This is a genomic window from Pseudomonas batumici (genome assembly GCF_036585405.1).
Lineage (GTDB): Bacteria > Pseudomonadota > Gammaproteobacteria > Pseudomonadales > Pseudomonadaceae > Aquipseudomonas > Aquipseudomonas batumici.
The window spans coordinates 4,455,961-4,474,730 of the sequence record NZ_CP144470.1 but is presented as its reverse complement, the minus strand read 5'-3'; the positions used below and the strand labels follow the sequence as shown (position 1 = coordinate 4,474,730).

The following is an 18,770-nucleotide window of genomic DNA, read 5'->3' as shown; positions in this document are numbered from 1 at the left end:
CCGCCTAGCAGCCCCGGCTTACAAAAAAACGGCGCTCACCAGAAGCGCCGTTTCCTCATCGATCACGCCTCGGCGCTCTGCTCCGCCAAGGCCACGGCACGGAACATCGCGCGACGCTTGTTCAGCGTTTCTTCCCACTCCAGCGCCGGCACCGAGTCGGCGACGATGCCGCCACCGGCCTGCACATGCAACTCGCCGTCCTTGATCACCGCGGTACGGATGGCGATAGCGGTGTCCATGTTGCCGTTCCAGGCGTAGTAGCCGACCGCACCGCCATACACCCCGCGCTTGACCGGCTCCAGCTCGTCGATGATTTCCATGGCGCGGATCTTCGGCGCACCGGACAAGGTGCCCGCCGGCAGGATCGCCCGCAAGGCGTCCATGGAGGTCAGGCCGCTCTTCAGTTGCCCGGTGACGTTGGAAACAATGTGCATCACATTGGAGTAACGCTCGATCACCATCTTCTCGGTCAGTTTCACCGAACCGATCTCGGACACCCGTCCGGTGTCGTTACGCCCCAGGTCGATGAGCATCAGGTGCTCGGCGATTTCCTTGGCATCGGACAGCAGGTCTTCTTCCAGGGCCCGATCCGCTTCTTCGGTGGCGCCACGCGGGCGGGTACCGGCGATGGGGCGAACAGTGATCAGGTTGTCTTCGACCCGCACCAGCACTTCCGGCGAGCTGCCGACCACATGGAAATCGCCGAAGTTGAAGAAGTACATGTAGGGCGTCGGGTTGAAGCAGCGCAGCGCGCGGTACAGGTCGATCGGCGCGGCCTTGAAATCGATGGACATGCGCTGCGACGGCACGACCTGCATGCAGTCACCGGCCAGGATGTATTCCTTGATGGTGTCGACCGCGCGCTCATAGTCACCCTGGGTGAAGCTTGAACGGAACACCGGGTCGGCGGCCGGCGGCCGGTCGAGCTCCAGCCCGCGACGCGGGGTGATCGGCTGGCGCAGTTGCTCCAGCAGTTCCCGCAGGCGCGCCTGGCCCTGTTCGTAGGCATTTTCCTGGGACGGATCGGCCAGGACGATGGCGTGCATCTTGCCCGCCAGGTTGTCGAAGACCACCACGGCATCGGAGACCATCAGCAGGATATCCGGCACGCCCAGGGGATCCGGGTTCGGGCACTTGCCCAGGCGTTTCTCCACGTAGCGCACGCAGTCATAGCCGAAATAGCCCACCAGCCCGCCGTTGAAACGCGGCAACCCGGGGATGGTCGGTACGTTGTAGCGCGCCTTGAACGTCTCGACGAAGGCCAGCGGATCCTCGGCTTCGCAGCGCTCGATCTCAACGCCGTCGTGGCTCACGCTGACCTGGTGATCGTGCACCCGCAACACCGTGCGGCATGGCAGGCCGATGATCGAGTAGCGGCCCCATTTCTCACCGCCCTGCACCGACTCCAGCAGGTAGGAGTTGGGCTGGTCGGCCAGTTTCAGGTAGATCGACAGCGGGGTATCGAAGTCGGCCAGGGTTTCGCAGGCAAGCGGGATGCGGTTGTAGCCGGCAGCGGCCAAACGCAGGAATTCTTCGCGGGTCATGATATGCCTCGTGGCTTGAGGGTCAAACGGTCAGGTATGCAAACGCGCCGCGTGAGCGGCCAGGATCAAGTCAGGCGCGCCAACGCCAACGGGCCAGGGCCTTGATGACTTTCATCCAGAGTTTGCGGGTGACCACCACGATGGCATGTCCAGGAGGGGATTGAACGGAATCCGACATTATCTCAGCGCCCGCTTCCAGGCAACCGGGAATCAACGCCCGCAGGTCATCGATCACCATCGCCGGCGACTCTTCCTCGATCGGCCGACCATGGTTATAGCCATAACTCAAGGCCACGCAGGTGACTCCGGCCGCCTTGGCGGCCTGCACATCGCTGCGCGAGTCGCCGACGAACAGGCACTGCGAGGCCGGGATACCGGCCATCTTCATCACATGGAACAGCGCCGCCGGGTCGGGCTTGCGCTGCGGCAGGGTATCGCCGCCGATGATCCAGCGGAAAAACCGCCCCAGTTTCATTTCATCCAGCAAGGGCGCGACGAAACGTTCGGGCTTGTTGGTGATCAGGGCCATTTCCACGCCCCGGGCCTGCATCCATTTCAGGGTTTCGTGCACACCGGGATAGACCTGGGTCAGCTCATGGCTATCGGCATAGGCGTCCATGAAGATCTCCAGCGCCTGTTCGGCTTCGCCGTCGTCGACGCCCGAGTGATCGAGACTCCCGGCCAGCGCCCGGCGTACCAGGACCAGCACGCCGTTGCCGACCCACTCGCGGACCGCATGCAGTCCGGCCACCGGACGCCCCAGGGCGAGCAGCATTTTATCCACCGCCAAGGCCAGGTCGGGCACCGAATCCACCAGTGTCCCATCCAGATCGAACATCACCAGCCTGGGCAAACGGCCCGGAAAAAGCTGCTCGAAACCATTCATGATCGAGCCAGCGCCAGTTCGGCGCGCATTTTCTCGATGACTTCACGGTAGTCCGGCGCATTGAAGATCGCCGAGCCGGCAACAAAGGTGTCGGCACCGGCCGCGGCGATTTCGCGAATGTTGTTGACGTTCACGCCGCCGTCGATTTCCAGGCGGATATCGCGGCCCGAGGCATCGATCAGGGCTCGCGCTTCCCGCAGTTTGTCGAGGGTGCCGGGAATGAACTTCTGCCCGCCAAAGCCCGGGTTGACGCTCATCAGCAGGACCATGTCGACCTTGTCCATCACGTGCTTGAGCACATCCAGGGGCGTGGCCGGGTTGAACACCAGGCCGGCCTTGCAACCGCCTTCGCGGATCATTTGCAGGGAGCGGTCGACGTGCAGCGTGGCTTCCGGGTGGAAGGTGATGTAGGTCGCACCGGCCTCGATGAAGTCGCCGATGATGCGGTCCACCGGGCTGACCATCAGGTGCGCGTCGATGGGCGCGGTGATGCCGTACTTGCGCAGCGCCGAGCAGACCATCGGGCCGATGGTCAGGTTGGGCACATAGTGGTTGTCCATGACATCGAAGTGCACGATGTCGGCACCGGCGGCAAGCACGTTGTCCACTTCCTCGCCCAGGCGGGCAAAATCGGCGGAGAGAATCGACGGAGCAATGGCGAAGGGCTGCATGACGCACCTTTTTTGAGCAGAATCACGATGGCCGGCATTGTATACCGCCGGCTTTGCCCCGCCCACCGTAACCGCGAGGATTGGCCGTACCGGCCGCAAATGCCTGAGTGAACGCGCTCAGTAGGCCGCGCGATAGATCTTTTCGATATCCACGGCACTCAGCCGACGGGGATTGTTGCGCATCAGGCGCTCGGTACCCGCCGCCTCTTCAGCCATCGCCGGGATCGCCTCCAGGGGCACGCCGAAGCTGGCAAGGCCGGCGGGAATCTCAACGGCGGCACATAGATCGCCCATGGCCGCGACCGCCTTGTCGGCCGCCTCGACCCGGCTCAAGCCCGCCACATTGACCCCCATGGCGACGGCAATATCCTGCATGCGTTCGACACAGGCGATCTTGTTCCAGGTCATGACATAGGGCAGCAGCAAGGCATTGCTGACCCCGTGGGAGATATTGAATCGCCCGCCCAACGGATAGGCCAGGGCGTGTACGGCCCCGACACCGGCATTGCCGAAGGCCATGCCGGCCATCAGGCTCGCGGTGGCCATTTCCTCGCGGGCCTGGAGGTTGGACGGGTTGGCGTAGGCCTTGGGCAACGCCGTGGCGATCAGCTTGATCGCGCCGATGGCCAGGGCATCGGTAATCGGCGAGGCATTGAGCGACAGGTAGGCTTCAATGGCGTGCACCAGCGCATCCACGCCACTGGCCGCGGTGACGCTGCGCGGACAGGTCAGGGTCATCTGCGGACTGACCAGCGCCACGTCCGGCAGCAGGTAATCGCTGACGATGCCCTTTTTCAGCTGGGCCTGCTTGTCGGAAAGAATGGCGACATTGGTCACCTCGGAGCCGGTACCGGCGGTGGTGGGAATCGCGATCAGCGGCGGCCCCTTGCGTGGCACCTGGTCGCTACCGAACAGGTCCTCCAGGGCCCCGTGATAACCGGCGTAGGCACCGACGCTCTTGGCGATGTCGATGGCGCTGCCACCGCCCAGGCCGATCAGGCCGTCATGCCCGCCTTCGCGGTAGACCCGCATGCAGTCCTCGACGATGGCGATTTCCGGGTCGGGCAGCACGCGGTCGAAGATTTCATAGCTGCGCCCACCCAGGTGAGCCAGCGCCAGCTCGACAGTCCCTGACTTGACCAGTGCCGCATCGGTCACGATCAACGGATGGTCGACATTCAGCCGGGTCAGCTCATCGGCCAATTGCTCGATGGCGCCACGGCCGGTGATCAGTTTATGGGCGATCTTGAATGAGGAAATGCTCATGCTCGCGGCCTTCTTGTCGTGATGATCAGGGCACGGGCAAGCATAACCGGGATTGGCTTTCCTCTGTCATCCAGAAGATGAATTCAAGATCGAATGCTGGCGCCCTCCTCACATCTCGGTGGTACGCAATTTCTCGCTACGTCCGCGCAACCACTCCAGGGTCAGCAGCAGGATCACCGAGAAGGCAATCAGCAAGGTGGCGGCCGCGGCGATGGTCGGGCTGAGGTTCTCACGAATGCCACTGAACATTTGCCGGGGCAGGGTCGCCTGCTCAGGGCCGGCCAGGAACAAGGTCACCACCACTTCGTCGAACGAGGTCGCAAAGGCAAACAGCGCCCCGGAAATCACCCCCGGCGCGATCAGCGGCAAGGTCACCCGGCGGAACGTCGTCAGTGGCGATGCGCCCAGGCTCGCGGCGGCGCGCACCAGGTTGTGGTTGAAACCCTGCAAGGTCGCCGACACGGTGATGATCACAAAGGGCACGCCCAACACCGCATGCACCACGATCAACGAAACGAAGCTGTTGCCCAGCCCCAGGGGCGCGAAGAACAGGTAGCTGGCCACGCCTATGATCACCACCGGGACCACCATGGGCGAAATCACCAGGGCCATCACCAACGGCTTGCCCGGGAAGTTGCCACGGGTCAGGCCGATGGCCGCCAGGGTCCCGAAGACCATCGCCAGCGCCGTGGCCGCCGGGGCCACGATCATGCTGTTCCTCAAGGAACGCATCCATTCCGCCGAGGCGAAGAAGTCCTGGTACCAGTGCAGCGAGAAACCTTGCAGCGGATAGACCAGGAAACTGCCCGCGTTGAACGACAGCGGCACGATCACCAGCACCGGCAGGATCAGGAACAGCAGGATCAGCCCGCACAGGATGCGCAAACTGTAGAACCAGACCCGCTCGACGGGCGACATGTAGGGGCTCAGCATTTCTTATTCTCCTTAGCTCAGGCTCAGGCGGCTTGCGCCCACCAACCGGCTGTAAATCAGGTACAGCACCACGGTCGCCAGCAGCAGCAGGCCGCCCAGGGCGGTCGCCATGCCCCAGTTGATGCTGGTGTTGGTGTAGAAGGCCACGAAGTAGCTGACCATCTGGTCGTTCGGGCTACCCAGCAATGCCGGGGTGATGTAGTAACCAATGGCCAGGATGAACACCAGCAGGCAGCCCGCGCCCACGCCGGCATAGGTCTGCGGGAAATACACCCGCCAGAAGCTGGCGAAGGGATGACAGCCCAGGGAAATCGCCGCGCGCATATAGGTCGGCGAGATGCCTTTCATCACGCTGTAGATCGGCAGGATCATGAACGGCAGCAGGATGTGCACCATGGAGATGTAGACCCCGGTGCGGTTGAAGACCAGCTCGAGCGGCTTGTCGATCACCCCCATGGCCATCAAGGCGCTGTTGATCAGGCCGCCGGATTGCAACAGCACGATCCAGGCCGCAACCCGCACCAGGATCGAGGTCCAGAACGGCAGCAGCACGAGGATCATCAACAGGTTGCTTTGCCGTGACGGCAGGTTCGCCAGCAGGTAGGCCAGCGGGTAGGCCAGCACCAGGCAGATGGCGGTGATCACCAGCCCCATCCAGAAGGTGCGGGCAAAGATATCGAGGTAGATTGCCTGGTCGGGGGTGGCCGGGGCCAGTTCACCGAGGTCGTCGATCCGATGGTCGACGGCCGCCAGCAGGTAGTAAGGGGTGATGCTGCTGGTATTGCGGCGGATCGCCTGCCAGTACGCCGGATCCCCCAGCGTTCGTCGAGGGCTTCCAGTGCATCTTTATAGGAGGCCGGTTCGGTCTTGAACGGCAGGGCACGCGCGGTCTTGGTCAGCAGGCTGCGATAGCCGGCCAGTTCCATGTTCAGGCGCTTGGACAGATCGCCCAGGCTCTGGTTCTTGCGGGCGTCGCCCAGGTCCTCGCTCAAGGCCTTGTAGACGGGCTCGCCGGGCAGGCTCTTGCCGTCCCAGGCGGCGACGGCGGCCACGGTGCGCGGCATGGCGCCGACCACTTCCGGGTTACCGACGCTTTTATAGAGCAGCGCCACGATCGGCACCAGGAACACCAGCAACAGAAACAGCACCAGCGGTGCAATCAAGGCCTGGGCCTTCCAGCGGTTGACCCGCTCGGCACGCGCCAGGCGCTGCTTCAAGGTGGGACTGGTGACCTCGTTCAGAGGAACGGTGAGGGCCATGGCGAACTCCGGAATTCTTATAGTGTTACAGCGGACGGTGTGGCACTTCGGCACACCGCCCGTTGTTCTTGGGACGTGTTGTGTTACTTGGCGGCCCACGCGTTGAAGCGTTGCTCCAGCTGCTCACCGTTATCCGCCCAGAACGCAACGTCGATCTGCACCTGGTTGGCGATGTTTTCCGGAGTGGTCGGCATGTCTTTCAGGATCGCCTTGTCGAGCAACGGTACCGCCTGGGTGTTGGCCGGACCGTAGGCGATGTTTTCCGAGTAGGTCTTCTGCTGCTGCGGCATCACCGAGAAGGCGATGAATTTCTTCGCCGCTTCAAGACGCTCGCCCTTCAGGCCCTTTGGAATCGCCCAGGCATCGAAGTCATAGACGCCGCCGTTCCAGACGACTTTCAGGTTGCTTTCCTTCTGTACCGCAGCGATCCGACCGTTGTAGGCCGAGCTCATCACCACGTCACCGGAGGCGAGGTACTGCGGCGGTTGCGCGCCGGCTTCCCACCACTGGATATTCGGCTTCAGCTCGTCGAGCTTCTTGAACGCACGGTCTTGACCATCCTTGCCGGCCAGTACCTTGTAGACGTCTTTCGGCGCGACGCCGTCGGCCATCAGGGCGAATTCCAGGGTGTACTTGGCGCCCTTGCGCAGGCCACGCTTGCCCGGGAATTTCTTGGTGTCCCAGAAATCGGCCCAGCTGGTCGGTGCGCTGCTCACCTTGTCGGCGTTGTAGGCCAGTACCGTCGACCAGACGAAGAAGCCCACGCCGCAAGGCTGGATGGCGCCCTTGACGTAGTCTTCGCTCTTGCCGAACAGCGCCGGATCGAGAGGCTCGAACATGTCCTCGTCGCAACCGCGGGACAGCTCCGGCGACTCGACTTCCACCAGGTCCCAGGACACGCTCTTGGTGTCGACCATGGCCTTGACCTTGGCCATCTCGCCGTTGTACTCACCTGCGACGATCTTGCCCTTGCCCGCCGCCTCCCACGGCGCATAGAACGCCTTGGCCTGTGCGGCCTTGTTCGCGCCACCAAAGGACACCACGGTCAGGTCCGTCGCCGCCATGGCATTTGCCGCGCACATCAGCCCAAGGGTCAGGGCGCTGAATTTCAGGGATTTGAGCATTTATTCTTCTCTCCACAGTGCAGGTTGGTGAAGCACGGGGCGATGGATTCGCCTCTTGGGTTACCGCAGTCAGCTGGCGTCCAGTAACGGATCGAGCGCGCGAACGTGCTCCACTTGCCAGCCGAGAGGTACGACGTCGCCGACCGCCAGGGCTGGGTCCAGCTCGGCAATGGGCTGTTTCACGAAAAAGTCGGTCTTGCCGCAGACTTCCAGGCGCACGCGTACGTGATCGCCCAGGTAGATGAACTCGGCCACGCGGCCCGAGAAGCGGTTCACGCAGGATTCGCTGGAGCCGTTGAGGCTGATGCGTTCCGGGCGGATCGACAGGGTCACCGGCTCGCCGGTCCGGCCGACGTTCACCGCCAGCGCCTCGACCTTTTCACCACGGCTGAGCTCGACCACGCAACGATCGCCGCTGTGGCTGTGCAGGCGGCCACTGAGGCGGTTGTTCTCGCCGATGAAGTTGGCGACGAAGGTGTTCTTCGGCTCTTCGTAGAGGGTGCGCGGTGGCGCGATCTGCTGGATCTCGCCCTGGTGGAACACTGCCACGCGGTCGGACATGGTCAGGGCTTCGCCCTGGTCGTGGGTCACGTAGACCACGGTCACGCCCAGGCGCTGGTGCAGGTGCTTGATCTCCATCTGCATGTGTTCACGCAACTGTTTGTCCAGTGCGCCGAGGGGCTCGTCCATCAGCACCAGCTGTGGCTCGAACACCAGGGCCCGGGCCAACGCCACCCGCTGCTGCTGGCCGCCGGACAACTGCGCCGGATAGCGCTGGGCGAACTTGTCGAGCTGGACCATGCCCAGCACCCGCTTGACCCGCTCGCTGACGTCGGTCTTGCTCATGCCACGCACGGTCAGCGGGAACGCCAGGTTCTCGGCAACGGTCATGTGCGGGAACAGGGCATAGTTCTGGAACACCATGCCGATATCGCGCTTGTGCGGCGGGACATGGTTGATGGCGCGTCCGGCCAGCTTGATCTCGCCGGCGGTCGGGGTTTCGAACCCGGCCAGCATCATCAGGCTGGTGGTCTTGCCGGAGCCGGAAGGCCCGAGCAGGGTAAGGAATTCGCCCTTGCGAATGTCCAGGTTGAGGTCTTTGACGATCAGGTTCTCACCGTCGTAGCTCTTTTGTACGCCACGAAAGCTGACCAGTACATCGTTCGCCCCAGCGCTTGAATCGACCTCGCTCATACCCTCACCTTTTTGTTTTGGACTGCCGTGGGACTAAGCCTAGTGAAGGCTCGGGGCAGCGCAAATCGGGGGGCAAGAGAGATTGGCCTCAGCCATCTGGAAGAGTTGGGGTAGGGATTGCCCTACATGAATGGCGGGATTGGATAAGCCCGCAAGCGGCTGCCGACGGCGAGGCCCGGAACGTCGTCAAACGACCCTCCGGGGCTGTCGCAAATGGATATGTGCACCGTTTTTTTCTTTTGCAGGAGCAGCCGGTTCAGAGCAGCTTGTGCTCCATCGCGTATTTCACCAGCTCGGCCAGGGAGGTGATGTTGAGCTTCTGCATCAACCGCGCCTTGTGGGTGCTGATGGTCTTGCTGCTCAGGGCCAGCTGCTGGGCGATGTCGTTGACGTTGGCGCCCTGGGCCAGACGTTCGAATACCGAAAACTCGCGCTCCGAGAGCAAGGCATGCAGCGGCCGCGCGTCGGTCAGGCCGACTTCGAAGACCATGCGGTCGGCCAGTTCCGGATCAATGTAGCGCCCGCCGGCGGCGACCTTGCGGATCGCCGTCAGCAGCAGCGCCGGATCGCTGTCCTTGGTGGCGTAACCGGCAGCGCCGACCTTGAGCGCGCGCGCCGCCATCTGCGCCTCGTCGTGCATGGACAGCACCAGGATCGCCGGTGGATTGTTCAACGCGCGAATCCGCGGAATCGCCTCCAGGCCGTTGACCCCGGGCATGGAGATGTCCAGCAGCACCACCTCGCAGGGCGTATGGCGCAGGGCGTCGAGCAGTTGTTCGCCATTGCCGGCCTCGCCCACCACGGACAGGTCCTTGGCCAGACCGATCAACTGCTTGATGCCCTCGCGGACAATGGTGTGGTCTTCGGCTACCAATACGCGGATCACGTTTATCTCCCGGTTGAATCAGTTGAATCGCTATCGCTGGCAAGACCTACCTATCCAATGGCACCCGTACGCTCAGGGTCGTCCCCTCGCCCACCTCGCTTTCCAGCCGCATTGTGCCGCCGAGCATCAACACCCGCTCACGCATGCCCACCACCCCAAAGGAGGTCGGCCTGCCGCCGGCGGAGACGAATCCTACGCCATCATCACTGATGGTCAGGCATAAATCCTTGCCTTCAACGGCCAATGTCAGTTCAACAGTATGCGCCTGGGCATGACGCATGACATTGGTCAGTGCTTCCTGAAGGATACGGAACAGGCCCGTGGCTTTCGCATCGCTGAGGGCCGGCAGATGCTCCGGCACCTGCACCAGGCAGGGAATCTGCGTCCGCGACTCGAACCGCCGGGCCTGCCACTCGATGGCCGAGGCGATGCCGGCGTCGAGAATCGGCGGGCGCAAGGCGGTCGCCACATCCCGGACCAGTTGGAACAACTGCGCAATCAGCTTCTTCATGCTGTTGAGCCGGTCATTCAAACCGGGATCGAGCTGGGCATAAGCCAGTTCGCACATGGACGTTTCCAGCTTGAGCACCGTCAGCATCTGACCCAACTCGTCGTGGACTTCCCGGGCGATGCGGGCCTTTTCCTCTTCACGGACGCTTTCCAGGTGGGCCGACAACTCACGCAACTGTTCGCGGGAGGCGGCCAGTTCCAGCTCGATGCGCTTGCTTTCGCTGATATCCCAGACGATGCCGTCCCAGACCACGGTGCCATCCTCCAGCCGCCGGGTGATGGCCTTGATCTCGGCCCAGCGCTGCCGGCCTTCGCGCGTCATGATCCGCCCTTGCCAGGACCAGTCGCTGTCCGAGTCCAGCGCCCGGTCCTGGGTCTGGTGGTAGCTGGCCCTGTCGTCCGGATGCACCAGGCTGCGCAAGCCGATGTCCTGCTGGCGCAGGGTCGCCGGGGCATAGCCCACCAGGCTCTCGCTGCCTTCACTGATGTAGGGAAAATGCAACTCGCCGGTCTGGGGCACACGCTCCAGGCGGAACACCAGGCCCGGCACGTTGGCGGCGATCGCCTTCAAGCGCGCTTCGCTTTCCTGCACCGCCGCCAGCGCCCGGCGCCGTTCGGTGACGTCGTTGAGGTAGACCACCAGGTATTCGCCCTCGCGAAAGCGCAGAAAGCTCAAGGACACATCGGCGGGCAGAATGCTGCCATCGGCGCGGATACACTGGGTTTCAAAACTCTGCGGGCCTTCGTCACTGGCCCGGGCCCGCTTCCACAGGTTCAGCCAGCGGTCCATGTGCAGGTTGGGCTCGAAGTCGATCAGGGGCCGATCGAACACCCCGCCCGGCGGATAACCGAGCATCTCTTCCGCTGCCCGGTTGGCGTAACGGACATGACTGTCCCAGTTGACCCAGAGAATCCCCACCGTGCTCTGGTCGATGGAAAACTGGGTCAGGCGCAGGGCTTCTTCGCTCGCCTCGCGCCGGGCCAGATCTTCCCGGGCCGCGAGCAAGTCATGCTCCAGGGCGCTCCGCTGGCGCCGCAGCCAGAAGACGATGGCCAAACCCGCAAGAAGCAATACCGCCAGCAGCAGGCACAGGTTCTGCCAGAAACCGGGGGACTCGGCCAGACGCGGATACTTCGGTTGCAGCCAGCGGGCATGCAATTGCTCCAGATCCCGCGCCGGGATGGCGTGCAGGGCCTTTTCCACGGCAGCGGCCAGTTCCGGCCAGTCACGCCGCGTCGCGACCCTCAGCAGCTGCGGCAAGCCGATATCGCCGACCACCGCCAGCCCGGCGAACTCTTCTTCATTGGAGAGGCGACTGAGTTGCGCCTCATCGATCACCGCGTAGCGGGCCTGCTGGCTGGACAACAATTGCAGGGCCTGGCGCTCCAGCGGGACGCCCTGCAGATTGAGATTGGGGTAAGTGCTGCGCAGGTAGTCGGCGACCGCGCTGGGCATGCGCACGGCCACGCGGGTCTGGGCGTCGAGCTTCTCCAGTTCCACGGCGCCGGCACCGTTGCGCTCACCCACCACCAGTTGCGGTACGCGCATGTAGGGATCGGAGAACAACCACAGACGCAACCCGGCGGGGGTCTGGGTCAGCCCCGGCGCCAGGTCGATCTCGCCCTCGCGCAAGGCTTTGTCCAACTGGGCCTGATCGGGAAAGTTACGCCAGGTCAGCTCGACATCGAGACTGTTGGCGACCCAGTTCATAAGCTCCACATTGGCCCCGGACAAGCGCTGCAAGCGGCGATCGTATTGCGCATAGGGCGCCTGCAGGACCAGGCCGACCCGCAACTCCCGGTGCTGGTCGAGCCACTGGCGTTGTTCGCCGGACAAGGCGATGCCCTGCCCATGGGGAGCAGGCGCCGCCCAGGCAATCAAGGGAAAACACAAACAGCCGATAACCCACAGGCAGCAAAACCGTATCATCCGACGCTCACACACTGACAAATGCAGACCAACCCATTAGGCTGCCAGGATGACTCTGGCCTGGAAAATCCGATGCCCCTTCTCTACCGCCTGGCACTGCCTGCGCTGTGCCTGTCGTTGATACTACCTTGTACCGCGCCCGTCATGGCGGCCGACCCGACACCCGCCCCGGCGCAGAAGCCCGCCGACAAGCCAGTGGAGCGCCAGCCCCTGCCCGAGCGCAGCCAGGAAGACGCCGCTGCCCTGGAGCGACAAGTGCCCCAGCAGGAACAGCAGCAACTGCAAGCCGGCGGCGACAGCTTCCTGGCCTTGTGGAAACCGGCCAACACGCCTTCGCCCCAAGGCGCCGTGATCCTGATTCCCGGTGCCGGCGAAACGGCTGACTGGCCCCAGGTGATCGGCCCGTTGCGCGGCAAGTTCCCGGATGCCCGGTGGAGCAGCCTGAGCCTGACCTTGCCGGACCTGCAAAGCGATGCGATCCAGCCGCGAGTGGCCGAGGCGCCCAAGGAGCCGGCGGCGACCGCCACCAACAGCAAGGATGCCAGCACCACGGCCAAGCCCATCGAACAGGCGGCCAGCGCCGAAGCCGAGGTGGTCGACCACGCCGCCGCGCAAACCGCTGAAGACCAGTTGAAAGCCGATGCTGAGCGAATCTTCGCACGAATCGACGCAGCGATTGCCTACGCAAAACAGCAAAATGCCCGTAGCGTGGTCCTATTGGGTCATGGCACCGGTGCTTACTGGGCAGCCCGCTACATGAGCGAGAGGCCCTCGCCGCAGATACAGAAACTGCTGCTGGTGGCCGCGCAGACGCCGACCAGTGCCACGCAGAACCTGGCCCAGCTCACGCCCGGGCTGAAACTGGCAACGGCAGACTTCTACTATCAGGACCGGCCGCTGGATCGCAAAGCCGCACTGGAGCGGTTGCAGGCCAGCAAGCGGCAGAAAACCTCGAGCTACAGCCAGGTTGCACTGAAGACGCTACCGGGCAATGCCGGGCAGGAGCAATTGTTCCGACGCATTCGCGGCTGGTTGAATCCGCAGGCCGTAGGCGGCCTCTGAAGCGCATCACCTAATCCTGAGAGCACAACGGAATCTGTAGGAGCCGGCTTGCCGGCTCCTACATGGGAGGTCTCTCATCTCCGACCTAACGGAAATCCCTTCGCTCGCGAATCAGCCCATAGGCATGGTGCAGCTCGCGGGTTTTCTCCGTGGCCTCGCGCACTTGCAACGGCGTCGCGCCGCTGCCCGCGACCTTGTCGGGGTGGTGTCGGCTGAGCAGGCGCCGATAAGCCCGCTTGATTTGCGCCGGCTCACTGTTGACCGTCACACCCAGCAACAGCAGCGCCTCCTCGTAAGTCACGGCATTGCTCGACAATGACCGGCGAGCAGGCTCGTAGTCACTGGCCAGGGCCTGGACCTGATAGCTCGTCCAGCCCAGCCATTTGCCCCAGAGCATGATCAGTTCACGCTCCTTCGGCCCGACCCGGCCATCGGCCCAGACCATTCGCCAGCACGCCCGCAAAACGCCTTCGGCGGCATGGGGCTGGGCCTTCAGATGGTTCAGGTAGCCGCGCAGTCGATCACGTCCCGACTTGCCCCGGTTGAACGCGGCAATCGCCCGGCGCTGCGCCGCATCGTGCATGTCCAGTTGGCGCATCTCCTCGCGTGCCTGCTGGATATGCCCATCGACCACCCGCCCGTCACTCTTGGCCAAGCGTCCCAGCAAGACAAACAGCAATTCATCGTTGCGCAACGCGGGCTTGCCCCCCAGGCGTTCGCGCAAATGCGCAAGGCTGTGCAATTGCAGGCGCCGGTCCAGTGCCTGTCCAAGCAATGCGCCCAGCATGGCCCCCGGGATGCTGGCGATGACAAATCCCGCCCCGGCTCCAATCAGAGTCCCTGGCCACAACATAATCAGTGTCTCTCTTTCAACAATTGCTCGACTTGCGCCAGGCGCTCCTGCGTGCCGACATCAACCCAGTGTCCGCGCATGTGCTCTCCGGTCACCAACCCCCGCGCCATCGCCTCGCGCCACAGCGGCGCGATCTTGAAAGCGCCGTCCGTGCAGTCGGCAAACAGCTTCGGGTGCAGGACTGAAATACCGCTATAGGTCAGTTTCTCGCCCGCCGTCCCACCGTCGTGCAGTTGGCCATCGAGCAGGTTGAAGTCGCCCCCGGACGGGTGATGCGGCGGATTGTCGACCATGACCAGATGCGCGAGGCCGGCGATCGGCCGACGCAGGGAGGCAAAATCATAGTCGGTCCAGATATCGCCGTTGACCACCAGGAAAGGCTCATCCCCCAGCAACGGCAACGCCCGGAAAATACCGCCACCGGTTTCCAGCGGCTCGCCCTCGGGCGAATAGGCGATGCTCAGGCCGTAGCGCGAACCGTCGCCCAGGTAATCCTCGATCTGCTGCCCCAACCAGGCGTGATTGATCACCACCTCCTTGAAACCGGCCGCCGCCAGCGCGTGCAGGTGATAGTCGATCAAGGGGGTGCCTGCCGCACGGATCAGCGGCTTGGGGGTGTGCAAGGTCAACGGACGCATGCGTTCGCCTTTGCCGGCGGCCAGGATCATCGCCTTCATACGGCGGCACCCACCGGCTGACGCAGACCGGCCAGCAACTCACCCAACTCGGCCAGCTCGGGACGACGCGCCACCACTGCATCTATATAAGCAAAGAAGCGCGGCACGTCCGCCAGGTAACGCGGCTTGCCGTCGCGATGGCAGATGCGCGCGAAGATCCCGATCACTTTCAGATGGCGCTGCACCCCCATCAGGTCGCTGGCCCGCAGGAACGCCTCGAAATCGGCCTGTACCGCGATGCCGGCGTCACCGGCCCGTTGCCAGTAATCCTGCAGCCAACCACGCACCCGGGCTTCGGGCCAACTGAGGAAGGCGTCCTTGAACAGGCAGGTAATGTCGTAGGTCACCGGCCCGTAGACCGCATCCTGGAAATCCAGCACGCCGGGGTTGGGCTCGCTGGCCATCAGGTTGCGTGGCATATAGTCACGGTGCACCAGCACTTTCGGCTGGGCCAGGGCACTGTCGATCAGCAGGTCGCTGACCCGTTGCCACAGCGCCAGTTGCGTGGAATCGAACGCGCGACCCAGTTCATGCCCCACGTACCACTCGGGAAACAGCTCCAGCTCGCGGCGCAGCAATGCCACGTCATAACTCGGCAGTTCGCTGTCCATCGGCAGTTGCTGGAACGCCAGCAGCGCGTCGATGGCATCGGCGAACAACGCATCGGCGTTGTCGGCGTCGATCACATCCAGATAGGTCCGGTTGCCGAGGTCATTGAGCAAAAGAAAACCGTTTTCCAGATCCTGCGCATGAATTTTCGGCACATTGATGCCGGATTTCGCCAGCAGATGAGCGATATCCACGAAGGGCTTGCAGTTTTCCCGGGGCGGCGGCGCATCCATCACGATCAGGCTGCGGCCCTCGCCCTCCCAGCGAAAATAGCGCCGGAAACTCGCGTCACTGCTGGCCGCGGTCAACGTGGCCGGGGGTATGGCGCCCCAGCCTTCGGCCAGGAAAAGTTTTTCCAACTGCTGATCCAACCAAACTTTCAGGTGTTGCAGGCGTACATCTTGATCAGGCATTACATGGGTCTCCGACGACGCTAGCCGTCAAGCGGGTGTTGCTTTATTATCCAGCATCTTGTGCGACACGCGTGGCGTGTCTCCAAACTTCGAGGTGTAAGGTCATCTTGAAGGGTTTTCGCAAGAAAGCCGACAGCTTGGGCATCCAATCCCGGGAAATAAAACCAACCCATAAGTCCAGTGTTTTCAAGGACTTGCCGCAGCGGCGGTAACACACCCCCAAGGTCGTAGCGCGCTTGGCAGCACGACCGCAGGATCGGCACCCCCGGTCTTGAAGCGTATCCTACACCTAGGCCCCCAGAGGGCTAAACCCATGCGGGAGACAATCCCCGCTGGGGTTATCTCCTGCTCTCGAAACAGGAGGTAACAATCTTACAGAGCATGCTGCCCTCGGCAGTCCCTGCTCTCTCTTCACACTCGGAGACATGAGCGAAAGCTCTGTCTGTCATTGTCCAACCATTGCCTTTATGGAGTGGTAGCGGACTCGTTGTGCGACCAACGATAGCCTAGGAAGACATGCGTCACTGGTAACGGTGAGGTGTGAAGCTCTTCCAACAACGTAGCCCCCGCAAGGGCATGAACTTGCCGCGAGGCAAGCCATGGATGCTCGGAGCAGTACCGGGTTGAGGCGCTAGGCTGGCTGGCACGGGTAACGCAAGTGAACTGCTGATAAACGCCGTAAGGATAACCATGCCCAAACTGCTGTCAGGCATGAACCAAAAGGTACGGGGCCAGTTATTCCTGTGGGATGTGGGAATACGTCGCTACAAAGGCCCCCGGTGGAAAGGCAGACCCTAAACCAATCGTGTGACAGGCAGGGAACGTGGTAAGCCCGTATGGCTGCCTTTGGGCAGGTGAACCGCAAGGGGATCTGTTGGCTATGCGGGTATGGGATCGCAGAGAAAGCGAACGCCGGGCCGTAATCGCTCGGATAGGGGTTGGAACATCACCCCACGGGAAACCGGGCAGACTTCTGCGTGGTCTTTCATCGCATGAACGCTGAGTGAGCTGGTCTCAATGAACCTAGAGGTCCCGCTGTAACGGACCTTCTATTAATACAGCCCTGACGGGGACGTCCATTCCCGTCAGGGGATGCATACGTCTTCGCTTGGGGAAACTTGAGAGGAAGGCAGCATGTTAGAACACAGCCAAATGGCCGTGTCTGCGCCTTCCGGCGCTCCGCAACAGTGGCACGACATCGATTGGTGTCTAGTCCAGCGGAACGTCCGGGCGATGCAGTTACGGATTGCGAAGGCTTGTCGGGAAGGCAACTGGCGCAGGGTGAAAGCCTTGCAACGGATGCTGACCCGCTCACCCTCGGCCAGATACCTGGCCGTACGGCGAGTCACTGAAAACCAGGGTAAGCGCACGGCGGGAGTCGACCGCGTGCTCTGGGATACACCCGACGCCAAATGGAAAGCGGTCGATGGATTGAAGCGCCACGGATACAAACCCCGGCCCTTAAGGCGGGTATTTATTCCAAAGTCGAATGGAAAGGAACGCCCTCTGGGCATCCCGACCATGGCGGACAGAGCTATGCAGGCGCTGTATCTGCTAGCTCTGGCCCCCATTGCGGAAACTACTGGTGATCCGAATAGCTACGGCTTCAGGATCGAAAGATCCACGGCGGATGCAATGGGACAGCTGTTCGTTTGCCTATCCAAGAAGCTCTCGGCCAAATGGGTTCTGGAAGCGGACATAAAAGGTTGTTTCGACCATATCAACCACGACTGGCTGATCAACAACGTCCCTACGGACACAGTGATCCTTCGGAAATGGTTAAAAGCTGGAGTGATTCATAAAGGCCAGCTACAGGCAACGGATGCCGGTACGCCACAAGGTGGGATTATCTCGCCGACCTTGGCAAACATGACGTTGGATGGCCTGGAAACACAGCTCAAGCAACATCTGGGCGTGACAAAGGCCAAGAAGCTCAAGATCAACGTGGTGCGGTACGCGGATGATTTCGTCATCACCAGTGACTCGAAAGAGGTGCTGGAAAATGAGGTCCGCCCTTGGATAGAGCATTTTCTGGCGGTACGCGGATTACAGCTCTCTCCCGAGAAAACGCACGTCACCCACATTGAGAAGGGCTTTGACTTTCTGGGTTGGAATTTCCGTAAGTACGATGGGAAGCTTCTGATCAAGCCAAGCAAGAAAAACGCGAAAGCGTTTTACCGCAAGGTAAAGGAAGTCATCTGTACCAACAAAGCGGTATCGCAGGAGGATCTGATCCGCCTGTTGAACCCAATGCTGCGAGGCTGGGCGCTGTATCACCAACCCGTGGTAGCCAAGAAAGCGTACAGCCGCATGGACTTCCAAATATTCCAAGCAATATGGCGCTGGGCAAGACGGAGGCATGCAAACAAAAGCCTCGACTGGATCAGGAAGAAATATTTCCAGACCGTTGATGGCCGAAATTGGGTGTTCTGCACCACATTACTGACGGAGGCAGGCGACAAAAAGGAGATCAGGCTGTACACCCTGGAGGCTACGCCGATCGAGAGGCACAGAAAAATCAGCGGGGAGTACAACCCGTTCGATCCTGAGATGGAAGAAATGGGCGAGAAACTGCGGACGTCCCGGATGCTCGGGAAGCTGAAATACCGCAAGCAGGTATCAACCCTATTTCAGTCACAGCGAGGGCTCTGTCTACTTTGCAAGAACCCCATAACTAGGGAGACGGGGTGGCATGACCACCACATCATTTATCGCTCACAAGGCGGTGGTGACTCGCTAAACAACCGGGTACTATTGCATCCCATTTGCCACCAACAGCTACACGTTCGTGGTCTAGAAGTGAACAAACCGGTCCCCAGTTTGGGGGGCTTTGTTAAAGACTTGAGCCGTGTGCGCTGAAAGGCGCACGCACGGTTCTTAGGGGGGGATGGGCCAGTAATGGTCTGTCCCTACCCAACTTTCTGACCATCGATAGGCGTGTGGCCCCCACCGC

Annotated in this window: 14 protein-coding genes and 1 pseudogene; 2 read left to right on the top strand and 13 right to left on the bottom strand. The window is 62.1% G+C overall.

The window, feature by feature from the left end:
- Positions 1-62 precede the first annotated feature (62 nt).
- From trpE to NUH87_RS20225, 10 genes and pseudogenes are all read right to left on the bottom strand, one after another.
- Positions 63-1,544: an anthranilate synthase component I gene (gene trpE / locus NUH87_RS20270; RefSeq protein WP_338522462.1), complete on the bottom strand. Its 1,482-nt coding sequence runs from the start codon at positions 1,542-1,544 to the stop codon at positions 63-65.
- Positions 1,545-1,614: 70 nt separating this feature from the next.
- Positions 1,615-2,430, bottom strand: a complete 816-nt coding sequence (locus NUH87_RS20265) for a phosphoglycolate phosphatase (protein WP_338522461.1) — start codon at positions 2,428-2,430, stop codon at positions 1,615-1,617.
- Entirely contained in the window at positions 2,427-3,101 is a 675-nt protein-coding gene (gene rpe, locus NUH87_RS20260) for a ribulose-phosphate 3-epimerase (RefSeq protein WP_338522460.1), read from the bottom strand. The genes NUH87_RS20265 and rpe overlap by 4 nt, the downstream gene beginning before the upstream one ends.
- Before the next feature lie 117 nt (positions 3,102-3,218).
- The gene (locus tag NUH87_RS20255) at positions 3,219-4,367 is read right to left on the bottom strand and encodes an iron-containing alcohol dehydrogenase (protein ID WP_338522459.1); all 1,149 of its coding nucleotides are present in this window, start codon (positions 4,365-4,367) and stop codon (positions 3,219-3,221) included.
- 108 nt (positions 4,368-4,475) lie between these two features.
- Positions 4,476-5,300 carry an ABC transporter permease gene (locus tag NUH87_RS20250; protein ID WP_338522458.1) on the bottom strand — a complete coding sequence of 275 codons (825 nt, stop codon included), beginning with the start codon at positions 5,298-5,300 and terminating at the stop codon, positions 4,476-4,478.
- A gap of 12 nt (positions 5,301-5,312) precedes the next feature.
- Positions 5,313-6,559, bottom strand: a pseudogene (locus NUH87_RS20245) (ABC transporter permease).
- Between the two features lie 83 nt (positions 6,560-6,642).
- The gene (locus tag NUH87_RS20240) at positions 6,643-7,683 is read right to left on the bottom strand and encodes an ABC transporter substrate-binding protein (RefSeq protein ID WP_338522457.1); all 1,041 of its coding nucleotides are present in this window, start codon (positions 7,681-7,683) and stop codon (positions 6,643-6,645) included.
- Positions 7,684-7,752: 69 nt separating this feature from the next.
- Positions 7,753-8,877, bottom strand: coding sequence for an ABC transporter ATP-binding protein (locus NUH87_RS20235; protein WP_338522456.1), 1,125 nt, complete (start codon positions 8,875-8,877; stop codon positions 7,753-7,755).
- Between the two features lie 256 nt (positions 8,878-9,133).
- A complete protein-coding gene (locus NUH87_RS20230; protein WP_338522455.1) occupies positions 9,134-9,763 on the bottom strand; it encodes a response regulator transcription factor in 630 nt (209 codons plus the stop codon).
- Positions 9,764-9,809: 46 nt separating this feature from the next.
- On the bottom strand, positions 9,810-12,203 hold the full coding sequence (locus tag NUH87_RS20225; RefSeq protein WP_338522454.1) for a PAS domain-containing sensor histidine kinase: 2,394 nt from the start codon (positions 12,201-12,203) through the stop codon (positions 9,810-9,812).
- A 72-nt stretch (positions 12,204-12,275) separates the two neighbouring features.
- On the opposite strand from NUH87_RS20225, the gene NUH87_RS20220 reads away from it, so the two are divergent.
- Positions 12,276-13,265, top strand: a complete 990-nt coding sequence (locus NUH87_RS20220; RefSeq protein WP_338522453.1) for an alpha/beta hydrolase family protein — start codon at positions 12,276-12,278, stop codon at positions 13,263-13,265.
- Positions 13,266-13,350: 85 nt separating this feature from the next.
- On the opposite strand, the gene NUH87_RS20215 is transcribed toward NUH87_RS20220, so the two are convergent.
- From NUH87_RS20215 to NUH87_RS20205, 3 genes are read right to left on the bottom strand one after another with little or no spacing between them, the layout of a single operon-like run.
- Positions 13,351-14,118, bottom strand: a complete 768-nt coding sequence (locus tag NUH87_RS20215; protein WP_338522452.1) for a TerB family tellurite resistance protein — start codon at positions 14,116-14,118, stop codon at positions 13,351-13,353.
- Between the two features lie 2 nt (positions 14,119-14,120).
- On the bottom strand, positions 14,121-14,795 hold the full coding sequence (gene murU / locus NUH87_RS20210; protein ID WP_338522451.1) for an N-acetylmuramate alpha-1-phosphate uridylyltransferase MurU: 675 nt from the start codon (positions 14,793-14,795) through the stop codon (positions 14,121-14,123).
- Positions 14,792-15,817 (bottom strand): aminoglycoside phosphotransferase family protein, encoded by a 1,026-nt coding sequence (locus NUH87_RS20205; protein WP_338522450.1) that lies wholly within the window; start codon positions 15,815-15,817, stop codon positions 14,792-14,794. Before NUH87_RS20205 ends, murU begins: the two co-directional genes overlap by 4 nt.
- A gap of 1,134 nt (positions 15,818-16,951) precedes the next feature.
- Here NUH87_RS20205 and ltrA point away from each other — a divergent pair.
- Positions 16,952-18,676 (top strand): group II intron reverse transcriptase/maturase, encoded by a 1,725-nt coding sequence (gene ltrA, locus NUH87_RS20200; RefSeq protein ID WP_338522449.1) that lies wholly within the window; start codon positions 16,952-16,954, stop codon positions 18,674-18,676.
- Positions 18,677-18,770 lie beyond the last annotated feature (94 nt).

Coding starts and splice junctions, on each gene's coding strand:
- NUH87_RS20215 (WP_338522452.1), bottom strand. CDS start 14,118: ATGTTGTGGCCAGGGACTCTGATTGGAGCCGGGGCGGGATTTGTCATC.
- ltrA (WP_338522449.1), top strand. CDS start 16,952: ATGTTAGAACACAGCCAAATGGCCGTGTCTGCGCCTTCCGGCGCTCCG.
- trpE (WP_338522462.1), bottom strand. CDS start 1,544: ATGACCCGCGAAGAATTCCTGCGTTTGGCCGCTGCCGGCTACAACCGC.
- NUH87_RS20225 (WP_338522454.1), bottom strand. CDS start 12,203: ATGATACGGTTTTGCTGCCTGTGGGTTATCGGCTGTTTGTGTTTTCCC.
- murU (WP_338522451.1), bottom strand. CDS start 14,795: ATGAAGGCGATGATCCTGGCCGCCGGCAAAGGCGAACGCATGCGTCCG.
- NUH87_RS20265 (WP_338522461.1), bottom strand. CDS start 2,430: ATGAATGGTTTCGAGCAGCTTTTTCCGGGCCGTTTGCCCAGGCTGGTG.
- NUH87_RS20255 (WP_338522459.1), bottom strand. CDS start 4,367: ATGAGCATTTCCTCATTCAAGATCGCCCATAAACTGATCACCGGCCGT.
- NUH87_RS20240 (WP_338522457.1), bottom strand. CDS start 7,683: ATGCTCAAATCCCTGAAATTCAGCGCCCTGACCCTTGGGCTGATGTGC.
- NUH87_RS20250 (WP_338522458.1), bottom strand. CDS start 5,300: ATGCTGAGCCCCTACATGTCGCCCGTCGAGCGGGTCTGGTTCTACAGT.
- NUH87_RS20235 (WP_338522456.1), bottom strand. CDS start 8,877: ATGAGCGAGGTCGATTCAAGCGCTGGGGCGAACGATGTACTGGTCAGC.
- NUH87_RS20205 (WP_338522450.1), bottom strand. CDS start 15,817: ATGCCTGATCAAGATGTACGCCTGCAACACCTGAAAGTTTGGTTGGAT.
- rpe (WP_338522460.1), bottom strand. CDS start 3,101: ATGCAGCCCTTCGCCATTGCTCCGTCGATTCTCTCCGCCGATTTTGCC.
- NUH87_RS20220 (WP_338522453.1), top strand. CDS start 12,276: ATGCCCCTTCTCTACCGCCTGGCACTGCCTGCGCTGTGCCTGTCGTTG.